Below are 17,327 nucleotides of genomic sequence, written 5' to 3'. Positions count from 1 at the left end.
GACATACAACGGGAAGAGTATCTCTATCTTATATTTAATTAAGTTGACCTACTTAATAGTGCAAGTAGCACTGGCGGTGGTATCGGAAATAACGCCGGCTCTAGTGCTTTAGTTAACACAACAATTAGTGGAAACAGTGCCGGAAACGGTGGCGGTGGTATAGATTCTACTGGGGGCGGCGTTACAAATATACTTAACAGCACGATTACCAATAATACGGCGGGCATTTTAGGAGGAGGTGGAATTAATGGCAGTGCCAATTTAAAGAACACAATTGTTGCCGGAAATTTTGGTAATTATAATAACCAGGATACAGGCAAAGATATTCAAGGGACAGTTAACGGCAATAATTATAATCTAATTGGCTCTCTAGCTGGAGCCAGTGGCACTGTAGGCACTGGTACAGATATCGTCAACCCTTACCCCGGACTCAGCCCCCTACAAAATAACGGCGGACTCACCCTTACCCATGCCCTCCTGACTGGTAGCCCAGCCATTAACGCCGGCAACAACAACTTGATTCCTGCTGATACACAAGACATTGACGGCGATGGCAACACTTCAGAACCCATTCCCTACGACCAACGAGGCTTGGCGCGGCTTGTTGGCCCTAAAGTTGATATTGGCGCATTTGAAGCACAAGTAGCCACTGTCCCCATCACTAACAGCTTACAAGCTAGTACCACAACAACCTTAGCTAATGGTGTCGATAATTTAACTCTGATTGGAACCAGCAATATTAACGGCACTGGCAATAGTGGCAATAATATATTGACGGGTAATAGTGGCAATAATATTCTCACTGGTGGTCTGGGTAATGATACTTACGCATTCAATGCTTCCACCCCATTAGGTAGCGATCGCATTCAAGAAACTACCACAGATGGGAATGATTCTTTAAGTTTTAGTGGTACCAGTACAGATATACAAGTGAATTTAGGCATCATTACCACCCAGACACTCAATAGTAACTTGAAATTGACCCTATCAGCTAATAATGTAATTGAAAATGTGGTTGGTGGTAATGGTAGCGATCGCTTGATTGGCAATAGCCTCAATAATACCCTGAATGGGGGGACTGGTAATGATGTGTTGACAGGTGGAAGTGGGGCTGATACTTTAATTGGTGGGTCTGGAAATGATATTCTTACAGGTGGAGCAGATAGCGATCGCTTTTTGTATAGTAGCGGACGAGCTTTTACTAGTAGCGATTTCGGTAGCGATATCCTGACTGATTTTACCTCTGGAAGCGATAAGTTGGTATTGAGTAAAAAGACTTTTACTGCTTTGAGTAGTATTGTGGGTAATGGGTTGAGTCAAGCTTCTAATTTTACGACTGTAGACGATGATGATTTAGCTGCAACTAGTAATGCTTTCCTGGTTTACAGTCGCAGTAGTGGCAGTCTGTACTATAACCAAAATGGCAATGCAGCAGGCTTAGGAACTGGAGCCGAATTTATCAATCTGCTTAATATTCCCACCTTGACAACGGCTGACTTCACAATTGTTGCCTGAAGTTCATTAAACCAATTCGCAATTCGCAATGACGCTCGTACCTCGCTAACGCTGCGAAGAGAGCAATTCGCAATTACGTTTTGTGTCGGGGTAAAATCCCTGTCACAAAACCTGCTGCCTGTAGAGGCAGGGGAATTAAACTGAACATACTTTGTTAAACTAATATATCAAAATTTGAATTGAATATTTTACATGATAAATACACTTGTACTCTTAGGGTATTTGCTTGAATATACCCAATAAATGAGTTTTTTTAATATTAATAAATAGTTATTCAGATGCAGATAAGCTAATTTTGACTCTGGGAACAGAATCAATTTATTTTATTTATCATTATCTCAACTTTTATAATTATCTATGTCATTTTAAAACCTTGCTTAGTTTTTATTACGAAATAAGATGCGTTTGCCCTGGCCCTGCCCCTTGCACCCCTATGCCATTGAAGCCGCAAACGCTTATTTGCTAAGATTTCCAGTGCGACAACATTAAAACAGGGCAACTTCTCATTACCATGCCAACATCTACACTTGACGATAAAGACGCAGCAGCTATCCAAGCCGCAAAAGAAGCAGTTGCGATATACGATCGCACCGCCTGGGGACGCATCAAAGTCTCTGGCGACGATCGTCTCAATTTCTTGCACAACCAAAGTACTAACAATTTCCAAATACTCAAGCCAGGACAAGGTTGTGATACAGTTTTCGTCACTTCCACAGCCAGAACAATTGATTTAGCAACCGCCTACGTTAGAGAAGATGCGGTAATCCTGCTCGTTTCACCCAACCGCCGCCAGTACCTCATGGAATGGCTGGATAAATATATTTTCTATGCCGATAAGGTGGAATTATCTGATATTACACAATACACCAACACCTTCAGCCTTATTGGCCCAGGAAGCGACGCTATTTTAGAAAAGTTGGGTATTGGCGAACTCATCGGCCAACCTTACGGTAGTCACAAAGTATACACCATTGCTCCGGCGGAGGGAGTGCGGATTGCTGTGGGTAGTGGGTTAGCTGCTCCCGGATACACTTTGAATTTCCCCTATACTGACAAAGCAACGGTGTGGAACAAATTATTAGAAGCTGGGGCGGTAGAGATGAGCGATCGCGCTTGGGATGCCTTGCGAATCTTACAAGGCCGCCCCGCCCCAGATGCTGAACTAACAGATGATTACAATCCTCTGGAAGTTGGTTTGTGGCAAACAATTTCTTTTAATAAAGGTTGCTATATTGGGCAAGAAACCATCGCTCGGTTAAATACATATAAAGGTGTAAAACAACACCTTTTTGGTATCAGACTCAGTGCCCCTGCGGAAATTGGAAGTGCGATCGCAGTTGGAGATGAAAAGGTCGGCAAACTTACCAGTTATACAGAAACTGCTGATGGTTACTTTGGACTAGGTTACATTCGCACCAAAGCTGGTGGCGTGGGCTTGAAAGTGCAAGTGGGAGAAACTGAGGGTGAAGTAGTACAAATCCCGTTTGTTTCTCATGAGTATCCGTAATTACGTAATTCGTAATTAAGAAAGAGTAAAGACGCGAAATTGCATTGGGCTTCTCTACGAGACGCTATCGCGAACGCCCCGCAATGCTTTCGCGTATCTAGTGGTAATCGCTTTTTGGCCCTCTATCTATTGTTATCATTGTTCAAATAAAAATATCCTCTTCTTTGTCCCATTTAGTACCTTGACAAAATTCATCTACCCAAGAAGCTAAACTACCGGCATTAGTGGTTGGTAAATTCACTTTGCTTTTAACGTGTTGTGGTTGGATATTCGCATCTTTGCCGTTGCTCTTAACTTCGGCAGTAATTGCTAGCGATCGCACTGGTTTGCCGTTGCTGTTAATCTCGGTGGTAATTGCTAACAATGGGCCTAGAGGGAGTCGCCCAGATGTCAATCGCACTGTTTTATCATTGCTCTTAACCTCGGTAGCTAATGCCACAGATGGCATAGTTTTGGCTTTGCTATTAACCTCACTGGTCATTGTTGCCGATGCTCCTGAAGGTAACTGACCAGAGTGCCAGCGTACTGGTTGATATTCCCTTAGCAAACCGGAGGATGGCGTTTTTGCCGGAGTATCTGGAGCAATTTTAGTTGCATTTGCTACTACCAACTCAGATTTGCGTGTGCGAACTACCTCAGTAGTAGTTGTAATCAATGGCACAAGTTCATCGGCGCGTGACAAGTTGGAATCTAGAGTCTTAGCAAGAGAATGAAGCGCAATCTTGCTGGCAGTTACAGCCGATGAGAGATGTTTATCCTCAGAATGCTTCTCATCTGGCGACTCGCTTTCAACTTGGGTTATAGCCATAGAATGGTCTGATTTTATTAAACGTAACTCTTCATCAGGACTGAAGTTAAGACCTAAAGCGGCGACTATTTTATCTGGATCGTTATTCAGATCCAGCATAAAAGAAAGTATTTCATCAAACTGAGGTTCTAAAACAGACAGTGTTGCCAAAATAAAACCGGACAAAGGACGGCGCAGACCATCGTAAGTGCCCCAAATTCGCATTTTAACCAGCCAGGAAATATTTTGCTCGTAGTAACTCAGCCACTTTTGTTTTAAGGATTGACGCAGCTGCTGGATATTCATTGGATGCCTCACTTCAGTCAACATGATTGCAGACATTGATATTGAAAATTTAGTTTGATTTCTGGGGATGAAACCGATAATAGAGCATCTGTTGGACTCTTTGACCACCTAGCAAATGATTTTCTATCAGTAGAGATACTTCATCGGGTTGAACACCGCTATACCAAACCATATCGGGTAATACCAGCACCATAGGCCCATTGCCGCATTGTCCCAAACAGCTGCTAGCCGTTACCGTTACACCAGGGATTGGCAAAGCTGCAAAAGCTGCTAATACCTTAGCTGCACCTTGCTTTTTACAAGTACGATTTTGACAAACTCGCACACATCTAGGAGAAGAGGGTTGGTCTATTATCGGGAAGTTTGATGGTTGAGTTATGTTGGTCATTTTTTATACGAAGTAGAGAGGCGCAGAGGAGATAGGGGAGAGGGGAGTAGGGAAAAAGCAGGGGAGCAGGGGAGAAATAACCAATGCCCAATGCCCAATGCCCAATGCCCAATGCCCCATAACTAATCTATTGAAAGTCCTTTTGAGGCTAGCCATTCAGGGTTGAATATCCGTGACTGATACCGTGAACCACTATCACATAAGATGGTGACAATGGTATGTCCTGGGCCCAACTGCTTCGCTAGGACAACAGCTGCGCCAACATTGATACCGGTTGAACCGCCCATTAACAGCCCATCTTTCCTCAGCAGTTGGTAAACTACCCGTAAAGCTTCTTTATCATCGATTTGGATAGCATCATCAGCAAGTGCGCCTTCCATATTGGCTGTAACACGACCGTTACCGATGCCTTCGGTGATCGAATTCCCTTCTATTTTGATTTCGCCAGTTTTGACATAGCTATAAAGTCCACTACCTAGCGGATCGGCAACAACGCATTTAATCGCCGCATTTTGTTCTTTCAAGTACAATGCCACACCAGCAAAAGTACCACCAGTACCAGTTGCAGCTGTCCAAGCATCTATTTTACCATCTGTCTGAGTCCAAATTTCCGGCCCTGTGGTTTCGTAGTGGGCGCGGCGGTTGGCTAAGTTATCAAACTGATTCGCCCAAATGGCATTTTCCAATTCAGCAGCAACTCTGCCAGATAGCTTGACGTAGTTGTTTGGGTCTTTGTAGGGTACAGCAGGGACGGGACGGACTTCTGCTCCTAGTGCTGTCAGTGCGTCTATTTTTTCTTGTGACTGAGTATCGGGAATGATAATTAGGCATTTGTAGCCTTTGGCGTTGCAAATATGCGCCAGTCCAATGCCAGTATTACCAGCAGTTCCTTCTACAACGGTGCCACCAGGTTTGAGTAGACCTTTCTCTTCGGCATCTTCGATGATGTAAAGTGCAGCCCGGTCTTTGACGGAACCGCCAGGATTGAGGAATTCTGCTTTACCAAGGATTTCACACCCTGTTTCTTCACTAAAGCTGTTTAAGCGAATTAGGGGTGTGTTACCAACAGCGCCAACGAAGCCATTTTTAATATCCATTTTGACTGTACCTATGTGAGTATCTATAAAAATTTTGGCTTATAGCGGTGGCATGATTTCCAACTGATTTGCCTAAAATCTTATATCTTATTCAAATTTAGAACGAAGCTTAGTGAGAAGCGTAGTTTACCGCCGCAGTGTCATTTGAGATTTAAGCCTTCCATTCAGACTCTGGGACATCTGCATCAAGCATAATGTTACGTAGCGTTCCTATTGATAAGGCACAATTACCTGAAGTTGTCGTTCAATATTTCGCCATTTGCGATGACTACCCTTTTGAGAGACTAACTCAAACCCATAACGCTGTAGGATGCTTTCAACTTCATCAGCATTCATTCGTCGGGTACGGCTCATCCCACAATAACCTCGCGTGTAAATGCTCCTGGTGCTAGTTCAATCGAATCAGGTTCAAGATAAAGTGCGATCGCTTCACGAATATTTTCTAAGGCTTCGTCCTCTGTTTCTCCTGCTGAGACACAACCTGGTAACTCTGGGCACCAAACAGCCCAGTCACCTGTTTCTGCATCTGGTTCAAGAATTACACGCCACTTCATTGAATATCTCCTTGGTTTGATTCTGCTGATTTAAGACTTAGGTGTTTATTTCCTTTTACCAAACTTTATTCATATTCAAAACAAACCCAGGCAATATCGATTCACCGCTAACAGTGGCGGGATTTTCCAAACATTCCTCTGGCACACCCGGACGATAAATATAGACTCGGCGATGCTTGCGGTCAATTAGCAATCCTAGCTGTACTCCTGGCTCCCTCATATATTCTTCCATTTTCTCTTTCAACGGTTTGAGGTTATCAGAAGGCGACCTCAGTTCAACTACAAAATCTGGACAAATAGGGGCAAACCTTTGCTGTTGTTCTGGCGAGAGAGCATTCCACCGTTCCAGTTTAATCCAGGAAACATCAGGCGATGTCTACGACGGGCTACGCCTACGCTCTGCACCTGTTGATAGCTTAAATCCTGTGTTGGAGTCAAAACAAATACCTGTAGTATCTTTTTCTGTCCAAACATACAACTGACCAGCTATGTTGAAATTACGATTACCTGTTTCTGAACCAGTGGGCGGCATAATTGATATTTCTCCAAATTGATTCCGCTCAATGCGTAAGTCACGATTAACCTGACAGAAGTCAAAAAACTGCTCGTCTGTCATTTGCATTGAGGGGGGAATTTGCACAACTAAAGGGGATGAAAGCATGATGATTTCCTCTAGGTTTTGCTGTCTACCCGACTGGCTTTTATTTCTTATTCTCACCCAATTCATTAACTAAATCCATGCTGGGATTCAAGCATACAGGAGTTTTCTTTTGCATGAAGTACAAAGCTATGGGTTTTGAGGCAGAAGGCAGTTCTTGCTGGAGGCAGGAGGCAGAAACTCTTTATATCTGATTTTCAGTCCTGTATTGTGTACCTCACTTACTTGCAAACTGCTGTAATACCAGTAATAGTCGTTTTCGCTATAAATTTCTGGAAAGCCGCTACATTTTATGGTAGTTAACTTCTAGCTTAAATTTAGAAGGTAAGGAAAATTAAAATAGTAATTTTACTGGGGTTAAAAAATATTTATGTAAGTTAGTATACTCCATGATTGACGAGTTAATGCTGACATCATTTCATTCTCTTAGATAGGGTGGACACCGATGACATCTGAAAGTAATCGCCAAATAGGACTTGAACACCGGGAACGTATACTACGAGAACGAGAAGTTGAATTGCGACTGCGCGAAATGGAAGCTAACATCCATGCTAACGATACGGCTTTTCATCAAACTGTCAAGCATCAGCCGGAAGATTCCCAGAAACCTTGGATCAAAAAAGTTATCCTCGGTGGAAAGCTGTTTGCTCTTGGTGTGATAACGCTGGTTGCAGTGAAGATAGCCTCAGTGCTAGCTGGATTTATTATTGTTGCTGCGCTGGGGTGGATGTGTTACAAATTATTTTTTGAATCCAAAAAAACCAATCTTTAATAAAGGTGTAAATATTATGAGTGAGCAGGTAGTAACTGACAGATTTATCCAAGATTTAGAGCGTGTTGCTCAAGTGCGATCGCAGATTTCTGTGTGTTTGAGCAAAATGGCTGAAACAATTAATAAAGCTGAATTGGCTGGGGACTATTCATCAGGAAAACTCAGCTTAGAGAGAGATATTGAAGATATTGCAGTAGCTAGTAAAAACCTCCGCGAAGGTGTATTTCGCCTTTTGGTATTGGGTGATATGAAACGGGGAAAAAGCACATTTCTCAACGCCTTAATTGGTGAAAACTTATTACCGAGTGATGTTAACCCTTGTACCGCAGTGTTAACAGTTTTACGCTATGGGACGGAAAAGAAAGTCACTATTCATTTTAATGATGGGAAAAGTCCACAACAGCTAGATTTTCAAAACTTTAAATATAAATATACCATTGATCCGAGTGAAGCTAAAAAACTAGAGCAGGATAAAAAACAAGCTTTTCCTGATGTTGATTATGCAGTAGTTGAGTATCCTTTAACGCTACTAGAAAAGGGAATTGAAATTGTTGATCCCCAAGCTGATTTAGAGGGAACTGGCTTTCCGAAGTTTATGGGTTCGCTTAATACTTTTCTTACCAAAAGACTTATCCGGAAATGAGAACTTTATTTGGCTGAAACCTAGCTCTGGAGAGGGTTTTAGAGGTTCCTGTTTTATATAAGCTAAAAAGCCAGCTATGTAAGGGTTTCAGCTATTTTGAGGTTTATTTGTGGATAAGTCTAAAGAACGTGCGATCGCAGAACTCCGTCAAGTTAGAACCTTAGCTAGACAAGCCTGTAATCATACCCGCGAAGCAGTTGCTAGACGTATACCATTACTTGACCAAGATGTAAATGAATTAAAAAAACGGATTGATTCAGTGGAACCAGAGTTTAACAAACTCACAGGTATTCGTAATGAATTCCAAAAAGAAATTATCAACACCAGAGACACTCAAGCAAGAACGATTTCTGAATCTTTTCGTAGCTACGTTTTAAACTTAGGCAATACCTTTGAAAATGATTTCTTACGCTATCAGCCAGAATTAAACCTGTTTGATTTTCTCAGTAGTGGTAAACGAGAAGCATTTAATACCGCACTGCAAAAAGCCTTTGAGCAATATATCACCGATAAATCTGCGGCTTGGACATTAACGGCTGAAAAGGATATCAATGCAGCTTTTAAAGAACTTTCTCGCAGTGCTGCACAATATGGCGCATCTTACAGTCAAGTCACAGACCAAATCACAGAAAAGCTCACCGGACAAGATGTCAAAGTAAATACCACTACTACTGCTGAAGAAGATAACTCTCCCGCCTGGGCAAAATGGGCAATGGGATTGTTATCACTGTCTAAGGGAAATCTTGCTGGTTTCGCGCTAGCCGGGGCAGGATTTGATTGGAAAAATATTTTGTTAAACTACTTTACTGTGATTGGCGTTGGCGGGATAATTACAGCAGTGACAGGTATTTTTCTTGGGCCCATCGGGTTTGCACTGCTAGGTTTGGGAGTAGGATTTTTGCAAGCAGATCAAGCCCGTAAAGAGTTAGTTAAAACTGCTAAAAAAGAGTTAGTTAAACACCTACCCCAAGTCGCGCATGAGCAATCTCAGGTTGTATACAATGCCGTGAAAGAGTGTTTTGACTCTTACGAAAGAGAAGTGAGTAAGCGGATTAACGATGATATTGTATCTCGAAAATCTGAATTAGATAATCTGCTCAAGCAGAAAGAAACCCGCGAAATAAATCGTGAGAGTGAGTTCAAACGTTTAAAAACCTTACAGGAAGATGTAATAGCTCAGTTGCAAAAAATCGAGGCAGCATATAGCAATTTATTAGCCTACTATAGCTAATATTCCTCATTACTCTCAACTCTCGTTCCCAGCTATAAGCTGGGAATGCCTACTGGGAGGGCTGCTGCCTCCCATAACCATAAAAATGTGAGGCGGTAGCCCCCAATGATTTGCATTACTAGGCGCAGCCTGGGAACGAGGAACTATGCAACAACAGTATGAAGGTTATAAGGATTTAGTAGATTCTCTCAAATCTGCATCTGCGTTACTGAATTTAGAACGCAAATCGCAACTGCATCAAGATATAACTACCATTTGCAATCATCTGGTTAATCCTAGTTTTCGGATTGCGGTATTTGGCCCTTTTAATCATGGCAAATCTACCCTATTAAATGCCATTTTGGGGAATCGCACCTTACCAATTGATTTAATTCCTACCACAGGTGCGGCAATTACTGTCAAGTATGGCTCCGATGTGCGAACTCGCATCATGTTGGTAGATGGTACAGAAATATCCCGCAGTGGCACAGAAGTTTTACAGCAATTTGCAATTCTTGATAGCAATAGGCAGATGCAAAAAGATGTCGCATCTGTGGAAGTTTTCTGTCCGCATCCATTTTTGGAAACGGGTGTAGAATTGCTCGATTTACCGGGAACAAATGATCGAGATGAACAAGATAATTTAGTCCGAGAACAACTTTTAAGTGCAGATTTAGTCATCCAATTATTAGATGCACGTAAATTAATGACTTTAGGTGAGCGGGAAAATTTACGAGATTGGCTATTAGATCGCGGTATTAAAACAGTTATATTTGTTGCCAATTTTCTTAACTTACTCGAACCCGACGAGCAAAAACAAGTTCAAAATCGGCTGCTGTTTGTTGCCGAAAGCTTTCGAGCCGAATTACCTCCAGGTTTTAGTAATTTATATCGCGTTGATGCTTTACCTGCTTTAAGAGCCAGATTAAAAGGCGATGTTGCTGCTGCCAATAGTAGCGGGTTAGCGGCTTTTGAAACAGCTTTGCAAAATATTGTGGGGATTTTGCAACCAAATCGTGGTAGTGTGCGTTTGCCAAGAGTGGAAGCGATCGCTTCTCAAATCCAATTTTCATTAAAAGCTAAAATTGACCCGATTGCTATTGAAATAAAATCCTTTGATGATAAACAAAATACTAAAATTGAAATTAAAGAAAAAGCAGCCAACTTAATTTATAAAGGTTTTGCTACTAGCGTGGCAGAGTTACGCGATTGGCTAGCATTACCCAAGTTACTCACAAAATATCAAGCTGATGCAGCAGTTGCATTGGCAGAAAATAACTTTAAAGATTGGCAAACAAATACTCTTAAAAAAGACCTGATAAAATTGCAATTTGCGGCGATAAAATGGCTTGAACAAGCTTACGAATTTTTCCAAGAAGAACGACCGCAAGATTTATTAATTTCCTTTCCTAGCGAACCACAAGTGATACTACCCTCAAAGCCAAGCAATACTGATGATTTGAGTGAACCTGGTTCCATCGCTGTTGGTGGTGGTATTGGTTGGTTATTGGGCGGGCCGGTGGGTGCTGCTGTCGTCGGGAGTATTTCTTATTTGTTAAATAAGAATATCCAACAACAAGACGAACACTTAGCAAATGAATCTTACCATCAGCAAGTTGCTAAACTTTGTATAACTGCAATTGAAGGTTATTTATCTCTCTTCAGTAGTCAAGGGTTATCAATTTTAAATGAATATGAACAGAAAGCCGAAAAAGTAATTTGTTTTGAAGTCAGTCAAGAACCAATAGAAATTACTAAGAAACGTCAAAGTTTGCAGCAGTTAAAAGACTGTTTTAATCAGTTAATAAAAGAGTTAGAAAAAGTCAAAATACTCTCCAATCATCAACCTTATAAACAAATACCAAAATACACTAATACCAATAGGAAATATTCACCACAGTTTGAGAGAGTTCAAACTTCCCCTAAAAAAGATCCTGGTATTAAGGAACAACAGGAAAATACTGCTAACAATAATCGGACAAGGGTAAAATCTGTTTCTCCACCACCACCCCCAAAAGCTTCTCCCTCTCCACGTCCAGAAGAAGTGGAGGCGAAATTTCGTGATTGGGAACTCAATGAAGAAATAGCGCGAATGAAAGCAGAGATGCGATTGCCTGGTTTTAAAACTGGCAAACAGCAAAATACAACTCAAAGCAACAAAGCACCCAACCAACCAAAAACCCAGACGGAAAAAGATAAAATTACTCGCGCCTACAGCATTTTAGGATTGCAAGCAAATGCTTCTTTGGCTGAAGTAAAGCAGGCTTATCGAACTTTAGTAAAAAAATGGCATCCAGATTTGTTTGTTGGTAAACCGCAACTACAAAAACAAGCACAAGATAAAATGCACTTAGTTAATGATGCTTATACAATTTTAAGTGAGAAATGAAAGATCGCCGACTTCTTTGATAAATCGGGGATCTTTCATTAGAATTAGGAAATTGTTAGGTAAGATTTATGCAACTGCTATCTTTGAGGAATGGCTTTTTGGCGTTAACCTTGACTGCGATCGCTTCAGCCGGTGGGTTAATCACAGCCTGTACCGATACTGCTTCCCAGAAGCAAAGCCAAGCCCCAAACGCAACCGCTACCAATACTAGCGACAAGCAGATGAATCACAGCATGGCAATGGATTTAGGCCCAGCCGATGCTAATTTTGATTTACGGTTTCTCGATGCTATGATACCGCACCATCAAGGGGCTGTGGAAATGGCTAAAGAAGCGCAGCAGAAATCAAAACGTCCTGAAATCAAAAAGCTAGCAGACAATATCATCAAATCGCAGAACCAAGAAATCACTCAGATGAAGCAGTGGCGACAAGCTTGGTATCCCAAGGCGGGAGATAAACCAATGGCTTATGACAGTCAAATGGGGCACATGATGGAGATGTCGTCTGACCAAACGAAAGCTATGATGATGAGTCAGGACTTAGGTGCAGCTGATGCTGAGTTTGATCTACGCTTTATCAATGCAATGATTCCTCACCATGAAGGGGCTGTAACAATGGCAAAAGATGTCTTGAGTAAGTCTCAGCGCCCTGAAATTAAGCAATTAGCCCAAGAAATTATCAAGGCACAAAATACAGAGATTAAACAAATGCAGCAGTGGCGAAAAGCCTGGTATAACAAGTGAGCCTAAGTATCTGCGTGGATATAGCAATCCTATAAAGGAACGAACCGCCAAGTCGCCAAGGATGCCAAGAGAAAGCAACTGATATGCAGTGGTTGGGAATTTCAGCTAAATGTTTGGTTATTTCAGGAGCGATGTCAGCCTAAATTTAACTAAAACTTTTTTTACCAAACTTTACTCATATTCAGAATAAACCCAGGCAATACCAACTCGCCGCTAACAGTCGCAGGATTATCTAAACATTCCTCTGGTAATCCAGGACGATAAATATAAACTTTACGCTGCTTACGGTCAATCAACCAGCCTAACTGTATTCCTGGCTCCTTCATATATTCCTCCATTTTTTCTTTCAAAGTTTGGAGGTTGTCGCTGGGAGATTTGAGTTCGACTACAAAATCTGGACAAATGGGTACAAACCTTTCTTGTTGTTTTGGAGACAGAGAATTCCATCGTTCTAGTTGAATCCAGGAAGCATCTGGCGATCTGTTTGCACCTGTTGATAACTTAAATCCGGTACTAGAGTCAAAAGTTATACCTGTATCATCTTGTTCCGACCACACCCATAACTGCCCAAAGATGTTGCCTCCACGGTTGCCTGTTGTCCCTCCTGTAGGTGGCATAATTGATATTTCTCCAAATTTATTCCGCTCAATGCGTAAGTCACGATTCACCTGACAGAACTCAAAAAATTGTTCGTCTGTCATTTGCATTGATGACGGAATTTGCAAAACCAAAGGGGATGAAAACATCGGGATATCCTCCAGCTTCAGATGCCTAGCCCACTGACTTTATTCTCACGCAAAGAAACAAAGACGCCAAGATAGAACTTTGCGACGGCAGTCGCTCATGGGGGAAACCCCCATCGCCCTTGGCGTCTCCCCTTGGGAGAAGACCGCGCTGCCTCGCCTTTGCTTTTTTATCCGAAATCATTTTCAGATTTACTTGTTAGGCTGAGGAGTTAGCCGCAGATAGGGTTTGACTTCCTCATAACCTTTGGGGAATTTCTCTTTGAGTACTTCTGGATCTTTGAGTGAGGGGATAATTACGACATCCTGGCCGTCTTTCCAGTCAGCTGGTGTGGCCACGCTGTAGTTATCAGTCAATTGCAGAGAATCAATCACCCGCAAAAGTTCATCAAAGTTGCATCCCGTGCTGGGAGGGTAGGTGAAAGTGAGACGAAGTTTCTTATTGGGGTCAATCACGAAAACCGATCGCAAAATCTCAGCCTGTGCTTCCTTAATTCCTTGAGAGGGAATGGGGGTTTCAAAGCCTCTCTCCGCTTCGGGGAGAGGTTTGGAGAGGGGTTTATAGTATACTTTACGACTTTTCAAACATCCTCTTAGCCGGGGGGTGAATTTTCTTACAAATCATTTAGGATTGCTATACAACCACACCTGTATAAAATTGAATTACTTTTTTGGGAATATGTATTTTACCCCAAGAGTCATCAATAAACATTTTAAAGTCTGTTATTGAAGTCCAATAAAACTCTTCACCAATTTTTTCATTTACATTAGCAGGATTGAAAATTACAGAATGAAGAATTCCCCAAACTATGTTGCTGGAAATTAATAGTTTATCGCCATCATTTCCCAAAGTTACATGATTACTAAATATCAGATTTGGATCAATTGAGTTGCCATGAACTAAATCACATCTGAGAACGTAATAAATCAGTTGTTCTACAGAAACAGTATTACCTATAATCCCTGGAATAGACAGCTTACCTCGTGGAATTTCTACATTCTTACTCATCAATCCAGGCAAACCAGAATATGTGATCAGCCACATGAATTCCCTAAGAAAGCGTTGATACTCATCCCGTGAAGATTTGGGAAGTTTATAGTACTTGATAGAAGTTGCATCAACAGCAATACAAGCATCAGTTAAAGCTAGCTCAATCTCACCTTTCCCCCAATGATCGATAGCTGATTTTACTCTTTTAGCAATAGTAATCATTTTTGCAGTTTGGCAGTGATAATAAGAAGTTTAAAGAGTAACTAAAAATTTTAATTTGATGTATAACTAGTTATTATAGGGCAATTTGTATGTACTGCGTCCCTATGCAGTTTATCAGGGTACTAAAATATTGAGACAATCCTGCCATACAGTTTTCTTCCACAGGCTCAAACTGTATGGCTGCCAATGATGTTTGATAGCGATCGCTCTTTTGAAGAAGAATTCAGAAGTCAGAATTCAGAAGTCAGAAGTCAGAAGTCAGAAGTCAGAAGTCAGAAGTCAGAATTCAGAATTCAGAATTCAGAAGTCAGAATTCAGAATTCAGGAGTCAGAATTCAGAAGTCAGAATTCAGACCCGCGACTGATTGAAGACCACAAAACAAGAAAATTTGGTGGGGGTCTTAAACGCCGATTATTCATCCACCAGTCGTCAGAATACCTTTCCTGTATTCTGACGACTGGCACCTTTATTCTGTTCGATAAAATTGGTAATTCTGGATTCGGATTAGCGATCGCTGAGGCAATTGTTTCAACGGTCTGTGATTTGCATTGATGACGGAATTTGCAAAACCAAAGGGGATGAAAACATCGGGATTTTTTCCAGGTTATGATGCCTAGCCCACTAACTATATTCTCACGCAAAGAAACAAAGACGCAAAGTTATATTTTGGCGTCTTTGTTTCTTTGCGTAAAATCATTTTCAGATTTACTTGTTAGGCTGAGGAGTTAGCCGCAGATAAGGTTTAACTTCCTCATAGCCTTTGGGGAATTTTTCTTTGAGTACTTCTGGATCTTTCAGTGAGGGGACAATTACAACATCCTCACCATCTTTCCAGTTGGCTGGTGTCGCCACACTGTAATTATCAGTCAATTGCAGAGAATCAATCACCCGCAAAAGTTCATCAAAATTGCGTCCCGTGCTGGGGGGATATGTGAAAGTGAGACGGAGTTTCTTGTTGGGGTCAATCACGAAAACCGATCGCACTGTCACAGCTGCATTAGCATTCGGGTGGATCATGTCGTAAAGGTCAGAAACCTTGCGATCAGCATCCGCCAAAATTGGGTAGTTAAGGGTGGTGTTTTGAGTTTCTTCAATGTCTCCCACCCAGCCCTTATGGGATTCAACGTTATCAACGCTAAGTGCGATCGCTTTGACATTGCGCTTGTCAAATTCTGGTTTGAGCTTGGCAACTGTGCCGAGTTCTGTTGTGCAAACAGGTGTAAAATCAGCAGGGTGAGAGAACAGCACAACCCAGCTGTCACCTGCCCATTCGTAAAAATCGATGTCGCCGTGTGTTGAGGCTTGCGTAAAGTTGGGTACTGTATCACCTAGACGGAGAGCCATGTGAGATTCCCTGTAGTTAGAAAAGCATATGTGTTCTACTATGCCATCATGACATAAAACCCCTATTCCCCAATCGGAGTTTAGCGGTTTGAAACAAAATTTTGGAAAGTCTGATCTTTTTTCTCTTATTGCATATTTTATCTACTTTGTCAATGCGTAAGTTATAGCAATGTTAACTCTGGCTGTAGCATGTGAAGCGATCGCTTCAGGGAGCATCTCACTTTCGTCAAAAGCCTTGTAAAACCTCACCCCAAGCCTCTCCGTGGGTTCAAAGAGGGAGCAAGAATCTTGTTTCTCATCTGGTATATTTGCCCTCATTGAGATGCTCCCTTGCTTCATTGATTGCTACAGCACAATAGCGTGTTTTTGGAGGTTGCGATCGGGCATATTGTAATCTCTCGCTCAAAATTAATTAGCTAGATAGTTGTGTATCTTATCCTTATCTCTTCGTAGAGTACCCAAAGCTTTTTGCTCTATCTGTCGCACTCGTTCTCGACTAATACCCATACGTTGACCAATCTCTACTAAAGAAAGTTCATTTCCATCTGTTAAACCAAAACGTAAAGTTAATATTTCTCGTTGCTGAGAAGTTAATTTTGACAATAAGTTTTGAATATTTTGTTGGAGAAACTTTTGGTCAGCGTATAATTCTGGCGAGAGTCCATCATCCTCCAACATATCTTGTAATTCTGTATCTTTTTCTGAGCCAACTCGCAATTCTAAAGAGACAGGTTGACGTGCTAAGAGTAAATAATCTCGAATTTGTGTTGGTTCTAAAGATAGTTCTTCGGCGATATCAGCTGCGGTAGGAGTCCGACCTAATTTTTGAGTTAATTCACGTTGAATACGCTTGATTTTATTCAGTTTTTCTGTAATATGAATAGGCAAGCGGATAATACGTCCTTTTTCGGCGATCGCTCGTGTAATTGCCTGACGAATCCACCAATAGCCATAAGTTGAAAACTTGTAGCCTTTAGTAGGGTCAAATTTCTCAACTCCTCGCTCTAAACCTAAACTTCCTTCTTGAATTAAGTCGAGAAAATCTAGGTTATGTCTTTGATATTTTTTAGCAATAGACACTACAAGTCGCAGGTTAGCCTGAATCATTTTCTGTTTAGCTTGATGTCCCTGATGTAGCTGTTGCAGCAGGGATTTTTCACCGATATTTATATTTTCAATCCACTCTTGTTGTGTCGGTTGACGTTTTAATTGAATCGCTAATTTTTCTTTGGCAGCAAGCAAAGCCATCATTTGTTGAACTTGCTTGGCAAAATTAATCTCTTGCTCCTGAGTTAATAAAGGTATACGTCCAATCTCGCTAAGATAAGTACGTACTATATCAGTAGTATATAAAAACTTTTCATTTTTATTATTTACTTCTATAGACTGGCTAGATAGATTATTCATAGTTATTTGAACCTTCAGAAAAACTTGTTGGTTAAGAGGGAAATAAACTT

Annotated in this window: 18 protein-coding genes and 4 pseudogenes; 9 read left to right on the top strand and 13 right to left on the bottom strand. The window is 41.4% G+C overall.

All coding sequences use genetic code 11. The features are described 5' to 3' along the window. Positions 1-38: 38 nt before the first annotated feature. Positions 39-272: a hypothetical protein gene (locus PUQ00_RS24020; protein WP_300421550.1), complete on the bottom strand. Its 234-nt coding sequence runs from the start codon at positions 270-272 to the stop codon at positions 39-41. Here PUQ00_RS24020 and PUQ00_RS24015 point away from each other — a divergent pair. Further along, positions 160-1,515, top strand: a complete 1,356-nt coding sequence (locus tag PUQ00_RS24015; RefSeq protein ID WP_335030477.1) for a choice-of-anchor Q domain-containing protein — start codon at positions 160-162, stop codon at positions 1,513-1,515. The genes PUQ00_RS24020 and PUQ00_RS24015 overlap by 113 nt on opposite strands. Before the next feature lie 511 nt (positions 1,516-2,026). After that, positions 2,027-3,022, top strand: a complete 996-nt coding sequence (locus PUQ00_RS24010; protein ID WP_300421549.1) for a folate-binding protein — start codon at positions 2,027-2,029, stop codon at positions 3,020-3,022. A 142-nt stretch (positions 3,023-3,164) separates the two neighbouring features. Here the strand turns inward: PUQ00_RS24010 and PUQ00_RS24005 are convergent, their stop codons facing one another. Then, positions 3,165-4,115, bottom strand: coding sequence for a DUF5331 domain-containing protein (locus PUQ00_RS24005; protein ID WP_300421548.1), 951 nt, complete (start codon positions 4,113-4,115; stop codon positions 3,165-3,167). 49 nt (positions 4,116-4,164) lie between these two features. Further along, the gene (locus tag PUQ00_RS24000) at positions 4,165-4,503 is read right to left on the bottom strand and encodes a (2Fe-2S) ferredoxin domain-containing protein (RefSeq protein WP_300421547.1); all 339 of its coding nucleotides are present in this window, start codon (positions 4,501-4,503) and stop codon (positions 4,165-4,167) included. Here PUQ00_RS24000 and PUQ00_RS23995 point away from each other — a divergent pair. Further along, positions 4,486-4,629, top strand: a complete 144-nt coding sequence (locus PUQ00_RS23995; protein WP_300421546.1) for a hypothetical protein — start codon at positions 4,486-4,488, stop codon at positions 4,627-4,629. The two genes, PUQ00_RS24000 and PUQ00_RS23995, sit on opposite strands and share 18 nt — an antisense overlap. Here the strand turns inward: PUQ00_RS23995 and PUQ00_RS23990 are convergent. The 4 genes and pseudogenes from PUQ00_RS23990 to PUQ00_RS23975 form a co-directional block, all read right to left on the bottom strand. Continuing rightward, on the bottom strand, positions 4,626-5,600 hold the full coding sequence (locus PUQ00_RS23990; RefSeq protein WP_300421545.1) for a cysteine synthase A: 975 nt from the start codon (positions 5,598-5,600) through the stop codon (positions 4,626-4,628). The genes PUQ00_RS23995 and PUQ00_RS23990 overlap by 4 nt on opposite strands. Before the next feature lie 210 nt (positions 5,601-5,810). Next, on the bottom strand, positions 5,811-5,954 hold the full coding sequence (locus PUQ00_RS23985) for a type II toxin-antitoxin system HicA family toxin (protein WP_300421544.1): 144 nt from the start codon (positions 5,952-5,954) through the stop codon (positions 5,811-5,813). After that, entirely contained in the window at positions 5,951-6,154 is a 204-nt protein-coding gene (locus tag PUQ00_RS23980; RefSeq protein ID WP_300421543.1) for a type II toxin-antitoxin system HicB family antitoxin, read from the bottom strand. The genes PUQ00_RS23985 and PUQ00_RS23980 overlap by 4 nt, the downstream gene beginning before the upstream one ends. A gap of 55 nt (positions 6,155-6,209) precedes the next feature. Next, positions 6,210-6,815: pseudogene (locus tag PUQ00_RS23975) on the bottom strand (Uma2 family endonuclease). A 442-nt stretch (positions 6,816-7,257) separates the two neighbouring features. Between PUQ00_RS23975 and PUQ00_RS23970 the strand changes: the two are divergent. The 5 genes and pseudogenes from PUQ00_RS23970 to PUQ00_RS23950 all read left to right on the top strand — a co-directional run bounded on the left by PUQ00_RS23970 (position 7,258) and on the right by PUQ00_RS23950 (position 12,569). After that, positions 7,258-7,584: a DUF3040 domain-containing protein gene (locus PUQ00_RS23970; protein ID WP_300421541.1), complete on the top strand. Its 327-nt coding sequence runs from the start codon at positions 7,258-7,260 to the stop codon at positions 7,582-7,584. Positions 7,585-7,600: 16 nt separating this feature from the next. Beyond that, a pseudogene (locus PUQ00_RS23965) lies at positions 7,601-8,140 on the top strand (dynamin family protein); the annotation flags it as partial. A 205-nt stretch (positions 8,141-8,345) separates the two neighbouring features. Next, positions 8,346-9,458 (top strand): annotated as a pseudogene (locus PUQ00_RS23960) (dynamin-like GTPase family protein); the annotation flags it as partial. 145 nt (positions 9,459-9,603) lie between these two features. Next, on the top strand, positions 9,604-11,826 hold the full coding sequence (locus PUQ00_RS23955) for a dynamin family protein (protein ID WP_300421539.1): 2,223 nt from the start codon (positions 9,604-9,606) through the stop codon (positions 11,824-11,826). A 68-nt stretch (positions 11,827-11,894) separates the two neighbouring features. Then, entirely contained in the window at positions 11,895-12,569 is a 675-nt protein-coding gene (locus PUQ00_RS23950; protein ID WP_300421538.1) for a DUF305 domain-containing protein, read from the top strand. Positions 12,570-12,730: 161 nt separating this feature from the next. On the opposite strand, the gene PUQ00_RS23945 is transcribed toward PUQ00_RS23950, so the two are convergent. The 3 genes and pseudogenes from PUQ00_RS23945 to PUQ00_RS23935 all read right to left on the bottom strand — a co-directional run bounded on the left by PUQ00_RS23945 (position 12,731) and on the right by PUQ00_RS23935 (position 14,525). Continuing rightward, entirely contained in the window at positions 12,731-13,315 is a 585-nt protein-coding gene (locus PUQ00_RS23945) for a Uma2 family endonuclease (protein ID WP_300421536.1), read from the bottom strand. A 189-nt stretch (positions 13,316-13,504) separates the two neighbouring features. Next, positions 13,505-13,783: pseudogene (locus tag PUQ00_RS23940) on the bottom strand (peroxidase); the annotation flags it as partial. 163 nt (positions 13,784-13,946) lie between these two features. Further along, entirely contained in the window at positions 13,947-14,525 is a 579-nt protein-coding gene (locus PUQ00_RS23935; RefSeq protein WP_300421534.1) for a hypothetical protein, read from the bottom strand. A gap of 211 nt (positions 14,526-14,736) precedes the next feature. On the opposite strand from PUQ00_RS23935, the gene PUQ00_RS23930 reads away from it, so the two are divergent. Then, the gene (locus PUQ00_RS23930) at positions 14,737-15,078 is read left to right on the top strand and encodes a hypothetical protein (protein WP_300421532.1); all 342 of its coding nucleotides are present in this window, start codon (positions 14,737-14,739) and stop codon (positions 15,076-15,078) included. A gap of 153 nt (positions 15,079-15,231) precedes the next feature. Here PUQ00_RS23930 and PUQ00_RS23925 read toward each other — a convergent pair whose 3' ends face one another. The 3 genes from PUQ00_RS23925 to PUQ00_RS23915 all read right to left on the bottom strand — a co-directional run bounded on the left by PUQ00_RS23925 (position 15,232) and on the right by PUQ00_RS23915 (position 17,277). Beyond that, the gene (locus PUQ00_RS23925; protein ID WP_300421530.1) at positions 15,232-15,870 is read right to left on the bottom strand and encodes a peroxiredoxin; all 639 of its coding nucleotides are present in this window, start codon (positions 15,868-15,870) and stop codon (positions 15,232-15,234) included. Positions 15,871-16,011: 141 nt separating this feature from the next. Continuing rightward, positions 16,012-16,188 carry a hypothetical protein gene (locus tag PUQ00_RS23920; protein ID WP_300421528.1) on the bottom strand — a complete coding sequence of 59 codons (177 nt, stop codon included), beginning with the start codon at positions 16,186-16,188 and terminating at the stop codon, positions 16,012-16,014. 90 nt (positions 16,189-16,278) lie between these two features. Next, entirely contained in the window at positions 16,279-17,277 is a 999-nt protein-coding gene (locus PUQ00_RS23915; RefSeq protein WP_300421527.1) for an RNA polymerase sigma factor, RpoD/SigA family, read from the bottom strand. Between the last annotated feature and the right edge of the window lie 50 nt (positions 17,278-17,327).

The sequence above is a fragment of the Nostoc sp. S13 genome (assembly GCF_029379315.1).
Classification (GTDB): Bacteria; Cyanobacteriota; Cyanobacteriia; order Cyanobacteriales; family Nostocaceae; genus Nostoc.
The sequence above is the reverse complement of the archived record's forward strand: the minus strand, read 5'-3'. Positions and strand labels throughout refer to the sequence as shown.

Excerpts from the sequence above, each read along its gene's own strand:
- PUQ00_RS24010 (WP_300421549.1), top strand. The coding sequence starts at position 2,027 with ATGCCAACATCTACACTTGACGATAAAGACGCAGCAGCTATCCAAGCC.
- PUQ00_RS24005 (WP_300421548.1), bottom strand. The coding sequence starts at position 4,115 with ATGAATATCCAGCAGCTGCGTCAATCCTTAAAACAAAAGTGGCTGAGT.
- PUQ00_RS24000 (WP_300421547.1), bottom strand. The coding sequence starts at position 4,503 with ATGACCAACATAACTCAACCATCAAACTTCCCGATAATAGACCAACCC.
- PUQ00_RS23990 (WP_300421545.1), bottom strand. The coding sequence starts at position 5,600 with ATGGATATTAAAAATGGCTTCGTTGGCGCTGTTGGTAACACACCCCTA.
- PUQ00_RS23985 (WP_300421544.1), bottom strand. The coding sequence starts at position 5,954 with ATGAGCCGTACCCGACGAATGAATGCTGATGAAGTTGAAAGCATCCTA.
- PUQ00_RS23980 (WP_300421543.1), bottom strand. The coding sequence starts at position 6,154 with ATGAAGTGGCGTGTAATTCTTGAACCAGATGCAGAAACAGGTGACTGG.
- PUQ00_RS23970 (WP_300421541.1), top strand. The coding sequence starts at position 7,258 with ATGACATCTGAAAGTAATCGCCAAATAGGACTTGAACACCGGGAACGT.
- PUQ00_RS23955 (WP_300421539.1), top strand. The coding sequence starts at position 9,604 with ATGCAACAACAGTATGAAGGTTATAAGGATTTAGTAGATTCTCTCAAA.
- PUQ00_RS23950 (WP_300421538.1), top strand. The coding sequence starts at position 11,895 with ATGCAACTGCTATCTTTGAGGAATGGCTTTTTGGCGTTAACCTTGACT.
- PUQ00_RS23945 (WP_300421536.1), bottom strand. The coding sequence starts at position 13,315 with ATGTTTTCATCCCCTTTGGTTTTGCAAATTCCGTCATCAATGCAAATG.
- PUQ00_RS23935 (WP_300421534.1), bottom strand. The coding sequence starts at position 14,525 with ATGATTACTATTGCTAAAAGAGTAAAATCAGCTATCGATCATTGGGGG.
- PUQ00_RS23925 (WP_300421530.1), bottom strand. The coding sequence starts at position 15,870 with ATGGCTCTCCGTCTAGGTGATACAGTACCCAACTTTACGCAAGCCTCA.
- PUQ00_RS23920 (WP_300421528.1), bottom strand. The coding sequence starts at position 16,188 with ATGAGGGCAAATATACCAGATGAGAAACAAGATTCTTGCTCCCTCTTT.
- PUQ00_RS23915 (WP_300421527.1), bottom strand. The coding sequence starts at position 17,277 with ATGAATAATCTATCTAGCCAGTCTATAGAAGTAAATAATAAAAATGAA.